Annotated in this window: 17 protein-coding genes; 11 read left to right on the top strand and 6 right to left on the bottom strand. The window is 59.7% G+C overall.

Going from position 1 to position 19,140, the window contains the following annotated elements; translation table 11 throughout:
• Window positions 1-41: 41 nt before the first annotated feature.
• On the bottom strand, window positions 42-1,118 hold the full coding sequence (mltB, locus tag KO1_RS22180; protein ID WP_004104816.1) for a lytic murein transglycosylase B: 1,077 nt from the start codon (window positions 1,116-1,118) through the stop codon (window positions 42-44).
• A 262-nt stretch (window positions 1,119-1,380) separates the two neighbouring features.
• Here mltB and srlA point away from each other — a divergent pair, with 262 nt between their 5' ends.
• The 7 genes from srlA to gutQ all read left to right on the top strand — a co-directional run bounded on the left by srlA (window position 1,381) and on the right by gutQ (window position 6,385).
• Entirely contained in the window at window positions 1,381-1,944 is a 564-nt protein-coding gene (srlA, locus tag KO1_RS22175) for a PTS glucitol/sorbitol transporter subunit IIC (RefSeq protein WP_004104818.1), read from the top strand.
• A complete protein-coding gene (srlE, locus tag KO1_RS22170) occupies window positions 1,941-2,918 on the top strand; it encodes a PTS glucitol/sorbitol transporter subunit IIB (protein WP_016809459.1) in 978 nt (325 codons plus the stop codon). Before srlA ends, srlE begins: the two co-directional genes overlap by 4 nt.
• Before the next feature lie 13 nt (window positions 2,919-2,931).
• On the top strand, window positions 2,932-3,294 hold the full coding sequence (gene srlB, locus KO1_RS22165) for a PTS glucitol/sorbitol transporter subunit IIA (RefSeq protein ID WP_004104820.1): 363 nt from the start codon (window positions 2,932-2,934) through the stop codon (window positions 3,292-3,294).
• 17 nt (window positions 3,295-3,311) lie between these two features.
• Window positions 3,312-4,091: a sorbitol-6-phosphate dehydrogenase gene (gene srlD / locus KO1_RS22160; protein ID WP_004104822.1), complete on the top strand. Its 780-nt coding sequence runs from the start codon at window positions 3,312-3,314 to the stop codon at window positions 4,089-4,091.
• Between the two features lie 134 nt (window positions 4,092-4,225).
• Complete coding sequence (gutM, locus tag KO1_RS22155; RefSeq protein WP_004114726.1) at window positions 4,226-4,585, top strand: transcriptional regulator GutM; 360 nt, start codon at window positions 4,226-4,228, stop codon at window positions 4,583-4,585.
• A 68-nt stretch (window positions 4,586-4,653) separates the two neighbouring features.
• A complete protein-coding gene (gene srlR / locus KO1_RS22150; protein WP_004104826.1) occupies window positions 4,654-5,427 on the top strand; it encodes a glucitol operon DNA-binding transcriptional repressor SrlR in 774 nt (257 codons plus the stop codon).
• On the top strand, window positions 5,420-6,385 hold the full coding sequence (gene gutQ / locus KO1_RS22145) for an arabinose-5-phosphate isomerase GutQ (RefSeq protein ID WP_004104827.1): 966 nt from the start codon (window positions 5,420-5,422) through the stop codon (window positions 6,383-6,385). Before srlR ends, gutQ begins: the two co-directional genes overlap by 8 nt.
• On the opposite strand, the gene norR is transcribed toward gutQ, so the two are convergent.
• On the bottom strand, window positions 6,348-7,892 hold the full coding sequence (gene norR, locus KO1_RS22140) for a nitric oxide reductase transcriptional regulator NorR (protein WP_004114728.1): 1,545 nt from the start codon (window positions 7,890-7,892) through the stop codon (window positions 6,348-6,350). The genes gutQ and norR overlap by 38 nt on opposite strands.
• 187 nt (window positions 7,893-8,079) lie before the next feature.
• Between norR and norV the strand changes: the two genes are divergently transcribed.
• Together norV and norW are read left to right on the top strand one after the other, a co-directional pair.
• Window positions 8,080-9,525, top strand: a complete 1,446-nt coding sequence (gene norV, locus KO1_RS22135) for an anaerobic nitric oxide reductase flavorubredoxin (RefSeq protein ID WP_004104829.1) — start codon at window positions 8,080-8,082, stop codon at window positions 9,523-9,525.
• Entirely contained in the window at window positions 9,522-10,655 is a 1,134-nt protein-coding gene (gene norW, locus KO1_RS22130) for an NADH:flavorubredoxin reductase NorW (protein WP_023321494.1), read from the top strand. Before norV ends, norW begins: the two co-directional genes overlap by 4 nt.
• A 230-nt stretch (window positions 10,656-10,885) precedes the next feature.
• Here norW and KO1_RS22125 read toward each other — a convergent pair whose 3' ends face one another.
• From KO1_RS22125 to KO1_RS22110, 4 genes are all read right to left on the bottom strand, one after another.
• Window positions 10,886-11,899, bottom strand: coding sequence for a HoxN/HupN/NixA family nickel/cobalt transporter (locus KO1_RS22125; protein ID WP_004104831.1), 1,014 nt, complete (start codon window positions 11,897-11,899; stop codon window positions 10,886-10,888).
• An 11-nt stretch (window positions 11,900-11,910) separates the two neighbouring features.
• A complete protein-coding gene (gene hypF, locus KO1_RS22120; RefSeq protein ID WP_017145507.1) occupies window positions 11,911-14,130 on the bottom strand; it encodes a carbamoyltransferase HypF in 2,220 nt (739 codons plus the stop codon).
• Window positions 14,131-14,142: 12 nt separating this feature from the next.
• Window positions 14,143-14,670: an electron transport protein HydN gene (gene hydN, locus KO1_RS22115; protein ID WP_004104833.1), complete on the bottom strand. Its 528-nt coding sequence runs from the start codon at window positions 14,668-14,670 to the stop codon at window positions 14,143-14,145.
• A 134-nt stretch (window positions 14,671-14,804) separates the two neighbouring features.
• Window positions 14,805-15,818 carry a LacI family DNA-binding transcriptional regulator gene (locus tag KO1_RS22110; RefSeq protein ID WP_024274606.1) on the bottom strand — a complete coding sequence of 338 codons (1,014 nt, stop codon included), beginning with the start codon at window positions 15,816-15,818 and terminating at the stop codon, window positions 14,805-14,807.
• 256 nt (window positions 15,819-16,074) lie between these two features.
• Here KO1_RS22110 and ascF point away from each other — a divergent pair, with 256 nt between their 5' ends.
• Window positions 16,075-17,517 carry a PTS cellobiose/arbutin/salicin transporter subunit IIBC gene (gene ascF / locus KO1_RS22105; protein WP_004104835.1) on the top strand — a complete coding sequence of 481 codons (1,443 nt, stop codon included), beginning with the start codon at window positions 16,075-16,077 and terminating at the stop codon, window positions 17,515-17,517.
• 26 nt (window positions 17,518-17,543) lie between these two features.
• Entirely contained in the window at window positions 17,544-18,968 is a 1,425-nt protein-coding gene (locus KO1_RS22100; RefSeq protein WP_004104839.1) for a 6-phospho-beta-glucosidase, read from the top strand.
• Window positions 18,969-19,140: the final 172 nt, after the last annotated feature.

Genomic DNA, 19,140 nt, shown 5'->3' with positions numbered 1-19,140 from the left:
ACAGACTCCTCTCCGGACGGAGAGGAGCGCAGAAGGCGGGATTACTGCATCCGGGCCTGAGAAACCGCCAGGCCCAGCTGCCAGACGGCCATCGCGTAATGGGTGCTGTGGTTATAGCGGGTGATAGTGTAGAAGTTCGGCAGGCCGTACCAGTACTGATAGCCGGTACCGACATCCAGACGCAGCAGGCTCGCCTGCTGATGGTTACCCAGCGGCTGGGTCGGGGTTAATCCTGCCGCCGCCAGCTGCGAGACGCTGTATTTAGTTTTAAACCCATTGTTCAGGCCTGGCGCCTGGCCCAGCGCCTGTACCGCGACCAGATCGCCGCTCACCCAACCGTGCTGCTTGAAGTAATTCGCCACGCTGCCGATGGCATCGACCGGATCCCACAGATTGATATGCCCGTCGCCGTTAAAGTCCACGGCATACTGCTTATAAGAAGAGGGCATAAACTGACCATAGCCCATTGCCCCGGCGAAGGAGCCTTTCAGATCGAGCGGGTCATCCTGTTCGCTGCGCGCCATCAGCAGGAACGTTTCCAGCTCGCCGGAGAAGTATTCGGCGCGGCGCGGATAGTTAAACGACAGCGTCGCCAGCGCATCGAGGATACGGGTCTTACCCATCACTCTGCCCCAGCGGGTCTCAACGCCAATAATCCCGACGATAATTTCCGGCGGCACGCCGTAAACCTGGTACGCGCGGTTGAGCGCATCCTGATACTGGTTCCAGAACGCCACGCCGTTCTGCACGTTATCCGGGGTAATAAACTGTTTTTTATAGCGCAGCCAGGCGCCGTTTGGCCCTGACGGCGGCAGCCCGGTCGGCGCCTGGCGGTCCATCAGACGCAGAACATAGTCCAGACGTTTAGCCTGCGAGAGGATCTCATGCAGCTGCTGTCGGTCAAAGCCGTGCTTGCTCACCATCTTGTCGATGAACTGCTCCGCCGCCGGGTTATTCGCGAAATCACCGCTCATTTGCATCACGTTATGCTGCGGCTCAAGTAAAAAACCGCCCGTGCCGCCCGCCATTTCCTTTTCCGCGGGGGTTTGAGGTTTGCTGCTGCAGGCAGCGAGTAGAACGCAAAGAGGGAGTAAAGCCAGATAACGACGCTTCAACATGGGACATCCATTCAACAAATCGGCAAGGGATAATTATGGTAAAGCATGCGCCCGCTCACAAGGAAGCGGCGACGATGTAAATTCTTTTTTCTTGCCGTTTTTGCTTATGCCTCGCCGGATCTTTCTTTCACTTCAGCTATAAACTTTCAAAATAAAATATTTATCTTTCATTTTGCGATCAGTTTAACACTTTTAAACCTTTTAAAATGATTAAAATTAGCCGCCAGTTAGCAAGAAAAATAACACGCTGAAGGAGAGAACAATGATTGAAGTCGTTACCCACGGCGCCGAGTGGTTTATCGGCCTGTTTCAGAAGGGAGGCGAGGTATTCACCGGAATGGTCACCGGGATCCTGCCTTTGCTGATCAGCCTGCTGGTGATCATGAATGCGCTGATCAACTTTATCGGTCAGCAGCGGATCGAAAAGCTGGCGCAGCGCTGCGCCGGTAATCCGATCTCCCGCTACCTGCTGCTGCCCTGCATCGGCACCTTCGTTTTCTGTAACCCGATGACCCTGAGCCTTGGGCGCTTTATGCCCGAGAAATACAAACCGAGCTACTACGCGGCGGCCTCCTACAGCTGCCACTCAATGAACGGCCTGTTTCCGCATATCAACCCCGGCGAACTGTTCGTCTATCTGGGGATCGCCAACGGGCTGACCACCCTCGGCCTGCCGTTAGGGCCGCTGGCGGTGAGCTATTTGCTGGTGGGTCTGGTGACGAACTTCTTCCGCGGCTGGGTAACCGATCTGACCACGTCGATTTTTGAGAAAAAAATGGCCATCCAGCTTGAGCAGAAAGTCCACCTGTCAGGAGCGACATCATGACCCGTATTCGCATTGAAAAAGGCACCGGCGGCTGGGGCGGACCGCTCGAACTGGACGCCGTTGCCGGTAAAAAAATTGTCTATATCACCGCGGGCACCCGTCCGGCGATCGTCGATAAAATTGCCCACCTCACCGGCTGGCAGGCGGTCGATGGTTTCAAAGAGGGCGAGCCGCCGGAAGCGGAAATCGGCGTGGCGATTATCGACTGCGGCGGCACCCTGCGCTGCGGTATCTACCCGAAGCGCCGCATCCCGACCATTAATATTCACGCGACCGGCAAATCGGGTCCGCTGGCGCAGTATATCGTCGAAGATATTTACGTTTCCGGCGTCAAAGAAGAGAACATTTTCGCCCTGGAAGATGGCCCTTCCCCGGCCCCGCAGGCCGCGCCAGCCCAGCCGGCGATCCGCGACTATGACACCAGCAAGAAAATCACCGAGCAGAGCGACGGCCTGCTGGCCAAAGTCGGCATGGGGATGGGTTCCGTCGTGGCGGTGCTGTTCCAGGCCGGGCGCGACACCATCGATACGGTGTTGAAAACCATTCTGCCGTTTATGGCCTTCGTCGCGGCGCTGATCGGCATCATCATGGCCTCCGGCATCGGCGATTGGGTAGCCCATGGCCTGGCGCCGCTCGCCAGCCATCCGCTGGGCCTCGTCACCCTGGCGCTGATCTGCTCTTTCCCGCTGCTGTCGCCGTTTCTCGGCCCCGGCGCGGTCATCGCCCAGGTTATCGGCGTGCTGATTGGCGTGCAGATTGGCCTCGGCAATATTCCGCCGCATCTCGCCCTGCCCGCGCTGTTCGCCATCAACGCCCAGGCCGCCTGCGACTTTATCCCGGTTGGCCTGTCGCTGGCGGAAGCTCGCCAGGACACGGTGCGCGTTGGCGTACCGTCGGTTCTGGTGAGCCGCTTCCTGACCGGCGCGCCAACGGTGCTCATCGCCTGGTTCGTTTCCGGATTTATTTATCAATAAGAGGTGCCTGAAGATGACCGTGATTTACCAGACCACCATTACCCATATCGGCGCCAGCGCGACGATGGCGCTGGAGGAGCAGATGCTGATCACCTTCCGCGAAGGCGCCCCGGCCGATATCGAAGAGTACTGCTTTATTCACAATCACGGCGAGTTGTCCGGCAAGCTGGTGCCGGGCGCGGAGCTACAGCTTGGCGAGCTGCGCTACCCAGTCACCGCCGTCGGCGATGTCGCCGAGCAGAACCTGTGCGAGCTGGGCCATATCACGCTGCGCTTTGATGGTCACCGCGAAGCGGAATTCCCCGGGACCGTACACGTGGCTGGCCCGGTGCCGGAAGGCATCACCACCGGCTGCGTACTGAAATTTGTTGCTTAAGTTGTAAGGAGAAAATTATGAATCAGGTTGCTGTTGTCATCGGTGGGGGACAAACCTTAGGAGAGTTTTTGTGCCGCGGGCTTGCCGCAGAAGGCTATCGCGTGGCGGTAGTCGATATTCAGAGCGATAAAGCGACCCGCGTCGCCCAGGCCATCAACGCGGAGTATGGCGAAGGCACGGCGTGGGGCTTCGGCGCGGACGCCACCAGCGAAGCCAGCGTGGTCGCCCTTGCTCGCGGAGTGGATGAAATATTTTCCCGCGTCGATCTGCTGGTCTATAGCGCCGGGATCGCTAAAGCGGCGTTTATCAGCGACTTCGCGCTGGGGGATTTCGACCGTTCGCTGCAGGTGAATCTGGTGGGCTACTTCCTCTGCGCCCGCGAGTTTTCCCGCCTGATGATCCGCGACGGCATTAAAGGTCGCATCATCCAGATCAACTCTAAATCCGGCAAAGTGGGCAGCAAGCATAACTCCGGCTATAGCGCGGCGAAGTTCGGCGGCGTGGGGCTGACGCAGTCGCTGGCGCTGGACCTCGCGGAGTATGGGATTACCGTGCATTCTCTGATGCTGGGCAACCTGCTGAAGTCGCCGATGTTCCAGTCTCTGCTGCCGCAGTACGCCACCAAGCTGGGGATCCCCGAAGAGCAGGTCGAGCAGTATTACATCGATAAAGTCCCGCTAAAGCGCGGCTGCGATTACCAGGACGTACTTAACGTGCTGATGTTTTACGCCAGCCCGCAGGCTTCATACTGTACCGGGCAGTCCATCAACGTCACCGGCGGGCAGGTGATGTTTTAAAACGTTGCGCACTGTTTCCCCGGAGGCGATGCTGCGCATCTGTCCGGGCTACCGATTATGCGGCTGTCTGGTAGCCCGGACAGGCGCAACGCGCCGCCTCCGGGGAAATATCGCACACGCCTTAAGGAGACTTTATGGTTACCGCACTTATCACCGTCGCCGCCATCGCCTGGATAACCCAGCTCGCCTTTGGCGGCTGGCAAATCAGGCAGTTCAATCGCGCGTTCGATCGGCTGTGCCAGCAGGGACGCGTCGGCGTCGGCCGTTCCTCGGGGCGGTTCAAGCCGCGCGCCGTCGTCGCCATCGCCGTCGACGAAAACGACCGCATTTGCGATACGCTGCTAATGAAAGGCCTCACCGTCTTCGCCAGGCCGCAAAAAATCCCCGTCCTGACCGGTAAACATCTTAAGGAATTGCAGCCTGATGTGATCTTTCCCAATGATCCGCTTTGTCAGAATGCACTATCATTAGCGCTTAATCCGAAACATGGATAATTTCGTTGTGAACGTTAATATCTTGCGAAATTATCATTTCGAAACTTTAAACGCAGGATACAACGCTTATGAAACCACGTCAGCGCCAGGCAGCCATTCTCGAGCACCTGCAATCGCAGGGCAAATGCTCGGTCGAAGAGCTGGCGCAACACTTCGACACCACCGGCACCACCATCCGTAAGGATCTGGTGATCCTTGAGAATGCCGGTACCGTTATCCGTACTTACGGCGGCGTGGTGTTAAATAAAGACGAGGCCGATCCGCCCATCGACCACAAAACGCTGATTAACACCCATAAAAAAGAGCGGATTGCCGAAGCCGCCGTCAGCTTCATTCACGATGGCGACTCGATCATTCTTGACGCCGGCAGTACGGTGCTGCAAATGGTACCGATGCTCAGCCGCTTCAATAACATTACCGTTATGACCAACAGCCTGCATATCGTCAACGCCCTCTCTGAACTGGATAACGAACAAACCATCCTGATGCCGGGCGGCACGTTTCGCAAAAAATCGGCCTCCTTTCACGGCCAGTTGGCGGAAAACGCCTTCGAACACTTCAGCTTCGATCGACTGTTTATGGGCACCGACGGCATTGATTTAATCGCCGGCGTCACCACCTTTAATGAGGTTTATACGGTCAGCAAAGCGATGTGCAATGCCGCCCGCGAAGTTATCCTGATGGCCGACTCGTCGAAGTTTGGCCGCAAAAGTCCCAATATCGTCTGCGGCCTGGAGAGCGTGGACAAACTGATTACCGATGCCGATATCAGCCCGGAATTTAAGCGGGCGCTGGAAGACAAAGGCATCGAAGTCATTATTACTGGAGAACATCATGAGTAACTTTCTGTTAGAAGCCGGACGCCAGACCCTGATGCTGGAGCTTCAGGAGGCGAGCCGCCTGCCTGAACGCCTGGGCGACGACTTCATCCGCGCGGCGGAAACCATCATCCACTGCGAGGGCAAACTGGTCGTCTCCGGTATCGGTAAATCGGGTCATATTGGTAAAAAGCTGGCCGCCACCTTCGCCAGCACCGGCACCCCGGCATTTTTTGTTCACCCGGCGGAAGCGCTGCACGGCGACCTCGGAATGCTCGACAGCCGCGACGTGATGCTGTTTATCTCTTACTCCGGCAGCGCCAAAGAGCTGGATCTTATCGTTCCGCGCCTGGAAGAAAAATCCATTCCGCTGCTGGCGATGACCGGTAAATCCACTTCACCGCTGGCGCTGGCGGCCAAAGCGGTGCTCGATATCGCCGTAGAGCGCGAAGCCTGCCCGATGCACCTCGCGCCCACCTCCAGCACCGTCAATACCCTGATGCTCGGCGACGCGCTGGCCATGGCGGTCATGCAGGCCCGCGGCTTTAACGAAGAAGATTTCGCCCGTTCGCACCCGGCGGGCGCGCTGGGCGCGCGGCTGCTGAACAAAGTCCATCATCTGATGCGCCGCGATGGCGACGTGCCGCGCGTCGCTAACGACACCAGCGTCATGGACGCGATGCTCGAACTCAGCCGCACCGGCCTGGGGCTGGTGGCGGTTTGCGATGAACGCAATCACGTGCAGGGCGTCTTTACCGATGGCGACCTGCGCCGCTGGCTGGTGGGCGGCGGCAGCTTACAGGATATCGTCAGCCAGGCAATGACCCGCAACGGCGTCACTCTGCAAGCGGAAAGCCGCGCGATAGAAGCCAAGGAGCGCCTGATGAAGCACAAAATCAGCGCCGCTCCGGTAGTGGATGAAAACGGCCAGCTGGTCGGCGCGATTAACCTGCAGAACTTTTATCAGGCCGGGATCCTTTAAGCCCCAGACGTTTCGCCAGCCGGTGCAGGTTGGCGACGTCGAGCTCCAGCGCGCGGGCGGCTGCGGCCCAGTTTCGACGGTTATCCGCCAGCGCTCTGGCGATCGCTTCGCGCTGAAACGCCTCTGTCGCCTCGCGCAGGCTTACCGCTCCCACCGACGGCTGCGGGGTAACGGTCGGCAAGGCCGGCGTTTCCTCGGCAAACTGGAAATGCTGCGGCTCCAGCACCACTTCATTACCCGCCTGCGTCGCCCGCGCCAGCACCACCGCCCGATGAATAGCGTGCTCCAGCTCGCGCACGTTGCCCGGCCATGACCACGCAAGCAGCCTGCCGCGCGTCGCCTCGCTTAAAATCACCTGCGCCAGCCCCATGCGCACACGGCACTGTTCGCAAAAATAACCGGCCAGCAGCACCACGTCATTGTCCCGCTCGCGCAGCGCCGGAACCGACAGCGGAAACACGCTCAGCCGATGATACAAATCGGCGCGAAAACGCCCCTCCACGACCTCCTGACGCAGATCGCGATTAGTGGCCGCCAGCACCCGCACATCGACCCGCAGGCTGCGGTCGTCGCCGACGCGCTGAATATCGCCATACTGCAGTACCCGTAGCAGCTTGGCCTGGAGCGCCAGCGAAAGCTCGCCAATTTCATCGAGAAATAGCGTTCCGTTATCTGCCATTTCAAACTTACCGCTGCGGTTGCTGATCGCCCCGGTAAATGCCCCTTTGACGTGGCCAAACAGTTCGCTCTCCGCCACGCTCTCCGGCAGGGCCGCGCAGTTGAGATAGACCAGCGGATTGGCCGCCCTCGGCGACCCCTGATGCACCGCTTTCGCCACCAGCTCTTTGCCGGTGCCGGTCTCGCCGCTAATCAGCACGTTTAAGTCAGAGGCCGCGACGATGTCGATCTCCTTCTTCAACTGCAGCATCGGCGCCGACAGGCCAATGATCTCCTGACGTTCGGATACCGGATACGCGATAGCCTGTTCCGGCAGCACGTTTTGATTCTCCAGCCTGGCGATCAGCAGCGCGTTATTGAGCGCTCCGGCGACCAGAGCGGCTATCAGGCGCAGCTCCTCGTCGCTAAAACTGTCAAAACGGTCCGCATCCATCCCGTCGAGGGTGAGCGCGCCGATCAGAGTTTGCCCGGCAAACAGCGGCAGGCCGACGCAGGCGTGCACCTTCAGGCTCTCCTGACCGGGGATCAGCCCATCGTAAGGGTCCGGCAAATCGCTGTCCGCCGGGAACCGCACCACGTCCCCCGCTCGGGCAATCGCCTCCAGCCGCGGGTGGCCTTCAAGGGCAAAGCGTCGGCCAAGCACGTCCTGGGCCAGGCCATCAATCGCCAGCGGCACAAACTGGTGCGCCTCATAGCGCAGCAGCGCCGAGGCATCGCAGCCGAGTATCTGCCGCAGGGTGGTAATCAAACGCGAGAAACGGTCGGCATGGCCGAGATCGCTTTGTAAATCAATGGCGATTTTCGCCAGGGCCTCGACGGAGAAACTCATGTTCGCCTCATAGTCATTTTGACATTTAACATAGTCATATCGACTATTTTAACCATTGTCATTTTGACATCAATGAATTTTAATAAAAATATAAAAACCATTAAATTCAATAAATTAAAAAGTTGGCACGCAACTTGATATAAGCAAAACATCCTATTTGAACAATGCTGAATTAATTGAGGTTGCTATGTCTATTCTGGTTAAAAATAACATTCATTGGGTTGGCCAACGCGACTGGGAAGTGCGTGATTTCCACGGGACGGAATACAAAACGCTGCGCGGCAGCAGCTACAACAGCTATCTTATCCGGGAAGAAAAAAATGTGCTGATCGATACCGTCGATCATAAATTCAGCCGTGAATTCGTGCAAAATCTGCGCGGCGAAATCGATCTCGCCGATATCGATTACATCATTATCAACCACGCGGAAGAGGACCATGCCGGCGCGCTCACCGAACTGATGACGCAAATTCCGGACACGCCGATTTACTGCACCGCCAACGCCATCGACTCCATCACCGGACACCATCATCACCCGGAGTGGAATTTCAACGTGGTGAAAACCGGCGACAGCCTGGATATCGGCAACGGCAAGCAGCTGATTTTCGTCGAAACCCCGATGCTGCACTGGCCGGATAGCATGATGACCTACATGACCGGCGACGCGGTGCTGTTCAGCAACGACGCCTTCGGCCAGCACTACTGCGATGAACATCTGTTTAATGATGAAGTTGACCAGGTTGAGCTTTATGAGCAGTGCCAGCGCTACTACGCCAACATTCTGACCCCGTTCAGCCGTCTGGTGACACCGAAAATTACCGAAATCCTCGGCTTTAACCTGCCGGTAGATATGATTGCCACCTCCCACGGCGTGGTCTGGCGCGATAATCCGACGCAGATTGTCGAAAAATATCTCGAGTGGGCGGCGGATTATCAGGAAGACCGCATCACGATTTTCTACGACACCATGTCCAACAATACCCGCATGATGGCCGATGCGATCGCTCAGGGCATTACCGACGTGGATCCGCGCGTGGCGGTGAAAATCTTCAACGTCGCCCGCAGCGATAAAAACGACATTCTGACCAACGTGTTCCGCTCGAAAGGCGTGCTGGTCGGCACCTCAACCATGAATAACGTGATGATGCCGAAAATCGCCGGGCTGGTGGAGGAGATGACCGGCCTGCGTTTTCGCAATAAGCACGCCAGCGCCTTCGGCTCCCACGGCTGGAGCGGCGGCGCGGTTGATCGCCTGTCCACGCGTTTACAGGATGCGGGCTTTGAAATGTCCCTGAGCCTGAAGGCCAAATGGCGTCCGGATCTCGACGCGCTGGAGCTGTGCCGTGAACACGGTCGCGAAATCGCCCGCCAGTGGGCACTCTCCCCGCTGCCGGTCACCAGTGAGGCCAAAGCTGCGCCAGAAGCAACGTCCTGCGCAGCAGCAGCCACTGCCGATCTCGGCCCGAAAATGCAGTGCAGCGTTTGCCAGTGGATTTACGACCCGGAACAAGGCGAGCCGAACCAGGACGTCCAGCCGGGTACACCGTGGAGCGATGTGCCGGATAACTTCCTCTGTCCTGAGTGTTCACTGGGTAAAGATGTGTTTGATGTTCTGGCATCGGAGGCAAAATGAGTGATGGCATCGTCATCATCGGCTCGGGCTTCGCGGCCCGTCAGCTGGTGAAAAATATCCGCAAGCAGGACCCGAACATCCCGCTGACCCTGATTGCCGCCGACAGCATGGATGAGTACAACAAGCCGGATCTCAGCCATGTGGTCAGCCGCGGCCAGAACGCCGACGACCTGACCCTGCAAACGGCGGGTGAGTTTGCCGAGCAGTACAATCTGCGCCTGTTTCCGCATACCTGGGTCAGCGATATCGACGCTGATAATCAGCGGGTGAAGAGCCAGGACCGCGAGTGGCGCTATGACAAACTGGTACTGGCCACCGGCGCGACGCCGTTTATCCCGCCGGTGCCGGGCCGCGAGCTGATGCTGACCCTGAACAGCCAGCGTGAATACGGCGCGGCGCAAAGCCAGCTGCGCGATGCAAAAAGAGTGCTGATCGTTGGCGGCGGGCTGATTGGCTGCGAGCTGGCGATGGATTTCTGCCGCGCCGGCAAAGCGGTGACGGTCGTGGATAACTCCGCCAGCGTGCTGTCGGCGCTGATGCCGCCGGAAGCCAGCAGTCGACTGCAGCATCGTCTGACCGACATGGGCGTGCATCTGATGCTGAAGACTCAGTTGGAAAGCCTGGAGCAGAGCGCCGACGGGATTCGCGTCACCCTAGACCGCCAGCGTACGGTGATGGTGGATGCGGTAGTGGCGGCCGCCGGTTTGCGCCCGGAAACGGCGCTGGCGCGGCATGCGGGGTTGAAGACGCACCGTGGCGTGGTGGTGAACAGCCAGCTGCAAACCAGCCATCCGGCGATTTACGCCCTTGGCGATTGCGCGGAAATCAACGGCATGGTCCTGCCTTTTCTGCAGCCGATTCTGCTAAGCGCCATGTGTCTGGGTAAAAACCTGTTGGCCCAGCAGGGCGAGCTCAAGCTGCCGCCGATGCTGGTGAAGGTCAAAACGCCGGATTTACCGCTGCATCTGGCGGGCGATACCCGGCGTGAGGATCTGACGTGGAATATCGTTGCCGCCAAAGATGGCCTGGTCGCGAAAGGCGTTGACGCCGAAAACCGGCTGCGCGCGTTTGTGGTTAGCGAAGATCGCATGAAAGATGCTTTTGCCCTGCTCAGGCAGCTGGTGAGTTAACCTCGATGAAATGAGGTTATTCCCGGGTCGCGGCGTAAACGCCTTACCCGGGCTACCGGATCTCAGACGGCAGTAGCCCGGGCAGGCGCCTTGCGCCGTCCCCGGGAGCAGCGCGCAGAGTGGCATAATTTCCCGGAGGCGATGCTTGCGCATCTGTCCGGGCTACCGCCAGCAGACGGCTGTTAACCTGTAGCCCGGCTAAGCGCAGCGCAAGCCGGGGAAAGCCCAACCTACCGCGCCAGGTTATCGTACCCGCGCCAGCGGTAGTTGAGCACCGACAGCACCCAGCAGGCCACGAACAGCCCGACCACTGCAAAACCGGCGTCGCCGAGATGGTCGTTCAATGCGCCGACCCAGCGCCAGACGCCGCCGCTCAGAGAGAACTTATCCATCAACAGCCCCAGCGCCTCCAGGCCGCCGATAAATAGCGCCACCACCACCGAGGTGCCGGTAATAGTCATATTGTAATAGAGCTTGCGCTGCGGCTTGCTGAACGCCCAGCCGTAGGCGCCGACCATCAGCACGTTATCAAGCGTATCCACCAGCGCCATTCCGCTGGCGAACAGCGCCGGAAAAACCATAATCGACCAAATCGATACCCCGCTCGACGCGCTGGCGGCGGAGATCCCCAGCACGCCGACCTCCGTCGCCGTATCAAAGCCGAGGCCAAACAGAAAACCCACCAGATACATCTGCCAGCTGCGGCTAATCAGGCGGAATGTTTTCGCGAACAGCCAGCTCATCATACCGCCGCCGGTCATAATCTCATCGCTCACCTTTTCGCCCTGCTTCCACGCCTGAAAGCTGCGCCAGACGCTGCGCAAAATGACCAGGTTGATAAGAGCCATCACCAGCAGGAATAGCGCCGATACGGCGGTGCCGATAACGCTGCCGGTCTCGTGAAACCAGCTCATCTGCTGGCCAAACGCGGTGGCGGTCGCGGCAATCGCCGCCGAAGCCAGCACCACAATCGACGAGTGTCCCAGAGAAAACCACGCGCCAACGGCAAAAGGCCGCTTCCCCTGCTGCATCATTTTGCGGGTCACGTTGTCGATCGCCGCGATATGGTCGGCGTCCACCGCGTGGCGCAGACCATATCCCCAGGCCAGCAGGCTGGCGGCCATCAGCGCGCCGCTGCCGCCGAACGCCGCAAAAGCCCAGCCCCAGGCCAGCAAATTGGCGGCAATTAATGCCAGCACCAGCGCCGCTGCGCGCGGCTGCTGACGCAAAATCGTCACTATCATATGGGTATCCTTTAAGCCTGCAGGCGGGCCGCAGCGACGATCGCCTGACCGAGGGCAATGGCGCCATCGCCGGCGGGCAGCTGCTGCGGAAAAAGCAGAGTAAAATCGGCCAGATAAAAGGTCAATCGCGCCGTCAGCAGGCGGTTGTGCAGTACCCCGCCGCCGAAGGCCAGCGTGTGAATGTTCCGCGCGTTCGCGCAATCGCGCATCATCGCCGCCAGCCCGCGGGCCAGCGCATCATGAAAGGCCCACGCTTTTTGCGCCGGGCCCGCCTGCCAGCTCAGCCACTGCCGCCAGAACGTCGCCAGGTCCAGTTTACCTTCGCGCCACGGCAGGGTCACCGGATGATCCACGCCTTCGCAGGTCGCCGCCAGCGCTTCCAGACGGCATGCCGCCTCCCCCTCATAGCTCAGGGCTAGCGGCGCACAGCCCAGCGCGCAGGCGACGGCGTCAAACAGACGGCCGCACGACGATGCCTGCGGCGCATTAATACCACGCTCGATTGCTCGCGCCAGCAGCGGCCAGTTTTGCTGGCGCAGCGCGGCGGTGTCGGCATAATTCTGCCATTCAGGGACAAACGCCAGGCAGTGGGCGAGCAGATTGCGCCACGGCTGACGCGCCGCGAGGTCGCCGCCGGGCAGCGCCACCGACGGCAGACCGCCAAGATGCTCACACTCGCGATAGTTGACCCGCAGGCACTCGCCGCCCCACAGTTCGCCATTTTCCCCCATCCCGATGCCGTCGAGCGTCAGGGCAATCACGTCGCCGCCCTCCAGCGGCCAGCGATGCTCGGCCAGGCACGCGGCAGCGTGGGCATGATGATGCAACACCCGCTCCACCGGCAGCATAAGCGACGCCGCCCACCGCGAAGCGCGGTAGCCGGGATGGGCGTCGGCAACCACCCGCTGCGGCGTAAAAGCGTAGATCTCCTGCATCAGGCGCAGCGCCTGCCGCCACTGCGCCTCAACGCCCTCCTCGTCGAGATCGCCAAAATGCTGGCTGAGCACCGCTTCGTCGCCGCGCAGCAGGCAGAACGTATTTTTCATATCCGCGCCGAGGGCCAGCAGGGGCGGCGCATCGTGAAACCCCGGCGGCAGCGCCAGCGCGTCCGGCACGTAGCCGCGGGCGCGACGCAGCATCTCGCCGCTTTGCCGCACTACGGAATCATCCATCCGCTGCACAATCTCGCGGTTATGCAGCAGAAAACCGTCGGCAATCCCGGCTAAATCCGCCAGCGCCTCTGCGTTGGTTAACGCCGGCGGGCGACCGCTGAGGTTGCCGGAGGTCATCACTAATGGGCGCGCCAGCGCCTGCGAAAGTAAATGCTGCAGTGGATTAGACGGCAGCATCCCCCCTACTTCCGCAAGCCCTGGCGCAATCTGGTCGCACAGCCCGGCCACCTGCGTTTTATCCAGCAGCACGATCGGTGCGGCGGGGGACGTGAGCAGCGTCACCGCCGGTTCATCGAGCCCCGCCGTTGTCGCCAGCATCACCGCCAGCGGTTTCGCCGGGCGATGCTTGCGCGCCCGCAGCCTCGCGACGGCCTCAGGATTTCCGGCATCGCACAACAGATGGAAACCACCCAGCCCTTTCACCGCCACTATATCGCCCGCCATCAGGCGAGCCGTCGCCGCTTCAAGAGCCGCCTCGCCAAATGAATGCGCCTGCGGCCCGCGCCACTCCAGCCGTGGCCCGCACTCGGCGCAGGCTACCGGCTGCGCGTGGAAACGGCGATCGGCGGGGTCGCCATACTCCGCCGCACAGGAGGTGCAGAGTGGAAACGGCGACATAGAGGTCAGTGGACGGTCGTAGGGCATGGCGCGAATAATGGTAAAGCGCGGCCCGCAGTGGGTGCAGTTGATAAACGGATAGCGGTAGCGGCGCTCCTGCGGGTTGTTCATTTCCGCCAGGCATGCCGGGCAGGTAGCGGCATCGGGCACAATCTGCGTGCGCATGCTTCCGGCCCCGCTTTGGCGAATGGTAAAGCCTGGCGGCGCGGCGTCCCAGACAAAAGGCGCCGCTGCCGCGCTGTCGATACGCGCCAGCGGCGGGCAGCGCCGGGTTAACGCGGCGAGAAATGGCGCATCACCGCCGACAAGGCGCACCAGCACGCCGTCGCCGTCGTTGCACACGTCGCCGCGCAGCCCCAACTGCTGCGCCAGCTGCCAGACGAAGGGGCGGAATCCCACCCCCTGCACTTTACCGCGAATGCGGATCTGCACCCCGTTCATTGCGCGACCGGCCTACCAGGCCAGCGCGGTACGGCGGCGTTTTTCGATATTCATCTGTTCGAGCTTGTTGCGGTCGACGCAAATCAGCGCGTGGGTCGGACAGGCATCCATACAGGCCGGGCCTTCCTCACGGTGGTGGCAAAGGTCGCATTTGTTGGCTTCGGCTTTTTCCGCCATCACGTTCAGCCCCGCGCCGCTGTGGCGGATAACCGGGCGCACCACCACTTCCATGGCGCCGTACGGACAGGCCACCACGCAGGTTTTACAGCCAATACAGCGCTCCTGCATCACGTGGACGAAGCCCTGGTCGCGGCTGATCGCGCCGTTCGGACAGACGTTGGCGCACGGCGCGTCTTCGCACTGACGACAGGCGGTGGCCGTCGACACGTTAACGCCTTTGATCACGTGAATACGCGGTAAAAAGCTTTTTGGCGTCAGCGCGGCGCAGTCCTGATTTTCCTGATGAGAGACCACGCAGGCCACTTCACAGGTGCGGCAGCCGATGCATTTGCTTGCGTCGGCGATAATGAAACGGTTCATCCATTTCTCCAGCAGTAAAAAGGTTACGCGCCGGAGTATGCATAATACGTTCCAACTTTTATCTAATTGATATTAAACAAGATAAATACGGAAGATACTGTCATCGTCAGTTGTGACGATGACAGCTGACGACGTCAGGTATGCGGGCCGGGGACCACCGAGTCGCGTTCAATCAGCTCGCCGGGGAAGAGTTGCTGAAATTTAAAATCGCCGCCGTCGAGCATAAAGATCAGCCGGTTGATGCTCTCTTTGATCATCTCCGTCACCGGAACTTTGACGCTGGAGAGCGCCGGAACCATATACGGCGCCAGCACGATATCGTCAAACCCCACGACCGAGACCTGCTCCGGAACCTTGACGCCGATCTGATGCAGCTGTTTCATCGCGCCAACCGCCATGTCGTCGTTGCTCGCCACCAGCGCGCTGTAGCCGACGCGGCGCTGGCGCAGCGTTTCAACCCCCGCCGCGCCGGTTTCCGGCGTCCAGCGGCCTTCGACGATCAGATCGTTATTCAGGGCAATGCCGTGGCGGGCCAGCGCGTCTTTATAGCCCGAGAGACGCTCAACGCCGGTTGGCGAATCCAGCGAACCGGTAATAAACGCGATTTCCCGATGGCCCAGCGCGATAAGCTTTTCCACCGCCATCATCGCCGAAGCTTTTTGATCGGACCAGACGCAGTGGCTGGCGTTGCGGCGCAGGCGGCGGTTGAGCACCATGATGGGCCGCTCATGATTTTCGATAATCTCATCCATCTCATCAACGCTGAGAAAGCGCGGATAGATAATTATCGCATCGCAGCGCAGATCGAGCAGATACTCAATCGCCTCGCGCTCCTCCTCCGCGCTGTGCTTGCCGTCGGCGAGGATCAGCTGCCGCCCTTTGTCTTCGGTCATCCGCGCGACGTGGTAGAGCAGTTCGCTGAAATAGACGCCGTGATAAAGGGTGTTGGTCACCACCAGCCCGAGGGTCTGCGTCTTTTTCGTCGCCAGGTTGCGCGCCAGCAGATTCGGCCGGTAGCCGCTTTCGGCCACCGCCTGGAAGACGCGATCTTTGGTCTCCTGGCTGACATAGCCGTTCCCCGACAGCACCCGCGAAACGGTGGCCTTTGACACCCCCGCGCGCTTCGCTACCTCCAGCATCGTTGCCATGTGGTTATTCCTGTTGCCAATGTTGCCCGCAGTGTACTGCACACGCTGCGCTTTTTCAGCATTTGCGCGTCGCCCGCGCGGATGCGCACACAGCGATCAAAATCACAAAATCGAGATCTTATTTTTTTATTTCTTGTATGAATAAATGAAACTAATCATGATTTTGTGGAACCGGTTTCCTATGTATGCATGATGCCGCTCCGCTTTCCGGCGCGGTGACAAGCCAGTACCCCATTGATAAACAGGATAAAATCCGATGTCTAAAAATTATGCAGCTCTGGCGCAGCAGATTATCGCGGCAATCGGTGGCGCAGATAACGTTGCCGCCGTCACCCACTGCATGACCCGCCTGCGTTTCGTGGTCAAAGACAACGAGCGGGTCGACAGCGCCACCCTCAAAGGGCTGAAAGGCGTGCTCGGCGTGGTGCGTAGCGATAACCAGTGCCAGGTGATCGTGGGCAATACCGTCTCCCAGGCGTATCGCGAAGTGGTCGCGCTGCTGCCGGGGGATCTGCGCCCGGCCGAACCGCAGGGGAAACCGCCTATTACCCTGAAACGCATCGGCGCCGGGATCCTCGACGCGCTGATCGGCACCATGTCGCCGCTGATCCCGGCGATTATCGGTGGATCGATGGTTAAGCTGCTGGCAATGATCCTCGAGATGACCGGCGCTCTGCCCAAAGGCGCGCCAACGCTGACTATTCTGACGGTGATCGGCGACGGCGCGTTCTTCTTCCTGCCGCTGATGGTCGCCGCTTCCGCAGCGGTGAAGTTCAAAACCAATATGTCGCTGGCGATTGCCATTGCCGGGGTGCTGGTGCACCCGAGCTTTATCGAACTGATGGCCAAAGCCGCCCAGGGCGAGCACGTGGAGTTTGCCTTTATTCCGGTGACGGCGGTGAAATACACCTATACCGTGATCCCGGCGCTGGTGATGACCTGGTGCCTCTCTTATATCGAACGCTGGGTCGACCGTATCACCCCGGCGGTGACAAAAAACTTCCTTAAACCGATGCTGATCGTATTGATCGCCGCTCCGCTGTCGATTCTGCTGATCGGCCCGCTCGGCATCTGGATCGGTAGCGCCATTTCCGCGCTGGTCTATACGATCCACAGCTATCTCGGCTGGCTGTCGGTGGCGATCATGGGCGCCCTGTGGCCGCTGCTGGTAATGACCGGGATGCACCGGGTCTTTACCCCAACGATCATTCAGACCATCGCCGAAACCGGCAAAGAGGGCATGGTGATGCCGTCGGAAATCGGCGCTAATCTGTCGCTGGGCGGCTCGTCGCTGGCGGTGGCGTGGAAAACCAAAAACCCGGAGCTGCGCCAGACGGCGCTGGCGGCCGCGGCTTCTGCAATTCTGGCGGGGATTTCCGAACCGGCGCTGTACGGCGTGGCGGTGCGGCTGAAGCGACCGCTGATCGCCAGCCTGATTAGCGGCTTTATCTGCGGCGCGGTGGCCGGCATTGCCGGGCTCGCCAGCCACTCAATGGCGGCGCCGGGCCTGTTCACCAGCGTCCAGTTTTTCGACCCGGCCAATCCGATGACGATCGTCTGGGTCTTTGGCGTCATGGCGCTGGCGGTGGTGCTGTCGTTTGTCCTGACGCTGATGCTCGGCTTTGAAGATATTCCGCAAGAAGAAGCCGCCGCCGACGCCAGACAGCGTCAGGCCGGCACCCAGGCTTCTCACGCCTGAACACCATTTTGTTAACGAGGTAACGCATGGCGACTTTTCCACAGGGATTTTTATGGGGCGGCGCGCTGGCCGCCAACCAGTCCGAAGGGGCATATCTGGAGGGCGGCAAAGGGCTGACCACCGTCGATATGATTCCTCACGGGGCTCACCGCCTCGCGGTCAAGCTGGGGCAGGAGAAACGCTTCGCGCTACGCGACGATGAGTTCTACCCGAGCCACGAGGCGATCGATTTTTATCATCGTTATAAAGAAGATATCGCCCTGATGGCCGAGATGGGCTTTAGCGTCTTCCGCACCTCTATCGCCTGGAGCCGCCTCTTTCCTGAGGGCGATGAGCTGGAACCGAACCCGGAGGGGATCGCCTTTTATCGCTCGCTGTTCGAGGAGTGCAAAAAGCACCGCATCGAGCCGCTGGTGACGCTGTGCCATTTCGACGTGCCGATGCACCTGGTTACCGAATACGGCTCCTGGCGCAATCGAAAAATGGTGGAGTTCTTCACCCGCTACGCCCGCACCTGCTTTGAAGCCTTTGATGGTTTGGTGAAATACTGGCTTACCTTCAATGAAATCAACATTATGCTGCATAGCCCGTTCTCCGGCGCCGGTCTGGTGTTTGAAGAGGGGGAAAATCAGGAGCAGGTGAAATACCAGGCCGCCCATCATGAACTGGTCGCCAGCGCCTTAGCGACCAAAATCGCCCACGAGGTGAATCCGCAAAATCAGGTCGGCTGTATGCTGGCGGGCGGCAATTTCTACCCTTACTCCTGTAAACCGGAAGACGTGTGGATGGCGCTGGAAAAAGATCGCGAGAACCTGTTCTTTATCGATGTCCAGGCGCGCGGCGCGTATCCGGTGTGGGCGGCGCGGGTATTCCGCGAGAAAGGCGTGACTATCGCCAAAGAGTCCGGCGATGATGAGATCCTGCGCCATACCGTCGATTTCGTCTCCTTCAGCTACTACGCTTCGCGCTGCGCATCGGCGGAGATGAATGCCGGCAACACCAGCGCCGCCAATATCGTTAAATCACTGAAAAACCCGCACATCAAGGCCAGCGAATGGGGCTGGGGCATCGACCCGCTCGGCCTGCGCATCACCATGAATATGATGTATGACCGCTACCAGAAACCGCTGTTCCTTGTGGAAAATGGCCTCGGCGCGCGCGATGAGGTGGAGGCTAACGGCGAGATTAACGACGACTATCGCATCAGCTATCTGCGCGAGCATATTAAAGCGATGGGTGACGCCATCGAGGACGGCATTCCGGTGATAGGCTACACCAGCTGGGGCTGTATCGACCTGGTATCCGCCTCCACCGGTGAGATGAGCAAGCGCTACGGCTTTGTCTACGTTGACCGCGACGATGCCGGCCGCGGCACGCTGGCGCGAAAGCGCAAAAAGTCGTTCTGGTGGTATAAGAAGGTGATTGCCAGCAACGGGGAAGATTTAGCGTAGTGCGCCCCGCAGGCTGAGGGATACTCAGCCTGACAAACACCTGCAACAAGGAAATTTTCCCGGCTCGCGCTGCGCTTAGCCGGGCTACAGGTTCATCAACGCCCGCGGACCGGTAGCCCGGAGAGATGCGCAGCATCGCCTCCGGGACTGGCAAACGCCAGGGTGACAAAAG

It is taken from the genome of Klebsiella oxytoca NBRC 105695 (genome assembly GCF_001598695.1).
Taxonomy (GTDB): domain Bacteria; phylum Pseudomonadota; class Gammaproteobacteria; order Enterobacterales; family Enterobacteriaceae; genus Klebsiella; species Klebsiella oxytoca.
The sequence above is the reverse complement of the archived record's forward strand: the minus strand, read 5'-3'. Positions and strand labels throughout refer to the sequence as shown.

What these genes read in the sequence shown, in the direction of transcription:
- mltB (WP_004104816.1), bottom strand. Translation starts at nt 1,118, where the DNA reads ATGTTGAAGCGTCGTTATCTGGCTTTACTCCCTCTTTGCGTTCTACTC.
- srlA (WP_004104818.1), top strand. Translation starts at nt 1,381, where the DNA reads ATGATTGAAGTCGTTACCCACGGCGCCGAGTGGTTTATCGGCCTGTTT.
- srlE (WP_016809459.1), top strand. Translation starts at nt 1,941, where the DNA reads ATGACCCGTATTCGCATTGAAAAAGGCACCGGCGGCTGGGGCGGACCG.
- srlB (WP_004104820.1), top strand. Translation starts at nt 2,932, where the DNA reads ATGACCGTGATTTACCAGACCACCATTACCCATATCGGCGCCAGCGCG.
- srlD (WP_004104822.1), top strand. Translation starts at nt 3,312, where the DNA reads ATGAATCAGGTTGCTGTTGTCATCGGTGGGGGACAAACCTTAGGAGAG.
- gutM (WP_004114726.1), top strand. Translation starts at nt 4,226, where the DNA reads ATGGTTACCGCACTTATCACCGTCGCCGCCATCGCCTGGATAACCCAG.
- srlR (WP_004104826.1), top strand. Translation starts at nt 4,654, where the DNA reads ATGAAACCACGTCAGCGCCAGGCAGCCATTCTCGAGCACCTGCAATCG.
- gutQ (WP_004104827.1), top strand. Translation starts at nt 5,420, where the DNA reads ATGAGTAACTTTCTGTTAGAAGCCGGACGCCAGACCCTGATGCTGGAG.
- norR (WP_004114728.1), bottom strand. Translation starts at nt 7,892, where the DNA reads ATGAGTTTCTCCGTCGAGGCCCTGGCGAAAATCGCCATTGATTTACAA.
- norV (WP_004104829.1), top strand. Translation starts at nt 8,080, where the DNA reads ATGTCTATTCTGGTTAAAAATAACATTCATTGGGTTGGCCAACGCGAC.
- norW (WP_023321494.1), top strand. Translation starts at nt 9,522, where the DNA reads ATGAGTGATGGCATCGTCATCATCGGCTCGGGCTTCGCGGCCCGTCAG.
- KO1_RS22125 (WP_004104831.1), bottom strand. Translation starts at nt 11,899, where the DNA reads ATGATAGTGACGATTTTGCGTCAGCAGCCGCGCGCAGCGGCGCTGGTG.
- hypF (WP_017145507.1), bottom strand. Translation starts at nt 14,130, where the DNA reads ATGAACGGGGTGCAGATCCGCATTCGCGGTAAAGTGCAGGGGGTGGGA.
- hydN (WP_004104833.1), bottom strand. Translation starts at nt 14,670, where the DNA reads ATGAACCGTTTCATTATCGCCGACGCAAGCAAATGCATCGGCTGCCGC.
- KO1_RS22110 (WP_024274606.1), bottom strand. Translation starts at nt 15,818, where the DNA reads ATGGCAACGATGCTGGAGGTAGCGAAGCGCGCGGGGGTGTCAAAGGCC.
- ascF (WP_004104835.1), top strand. Translation starts at nt 16,075, where the DNA reads ATGTCTAAAAATTATGCAGCTCTGGCGCAGCAGATTATCGCGGCAATC.
- KO1_RS22100 (WP_004104839.1), top strand. Translation starts at nt 17,544, where the DNA reads ATGGCGACTTTTCCACAGGGATTTTTATGGGGCGGCGCGCTGGCCGCC.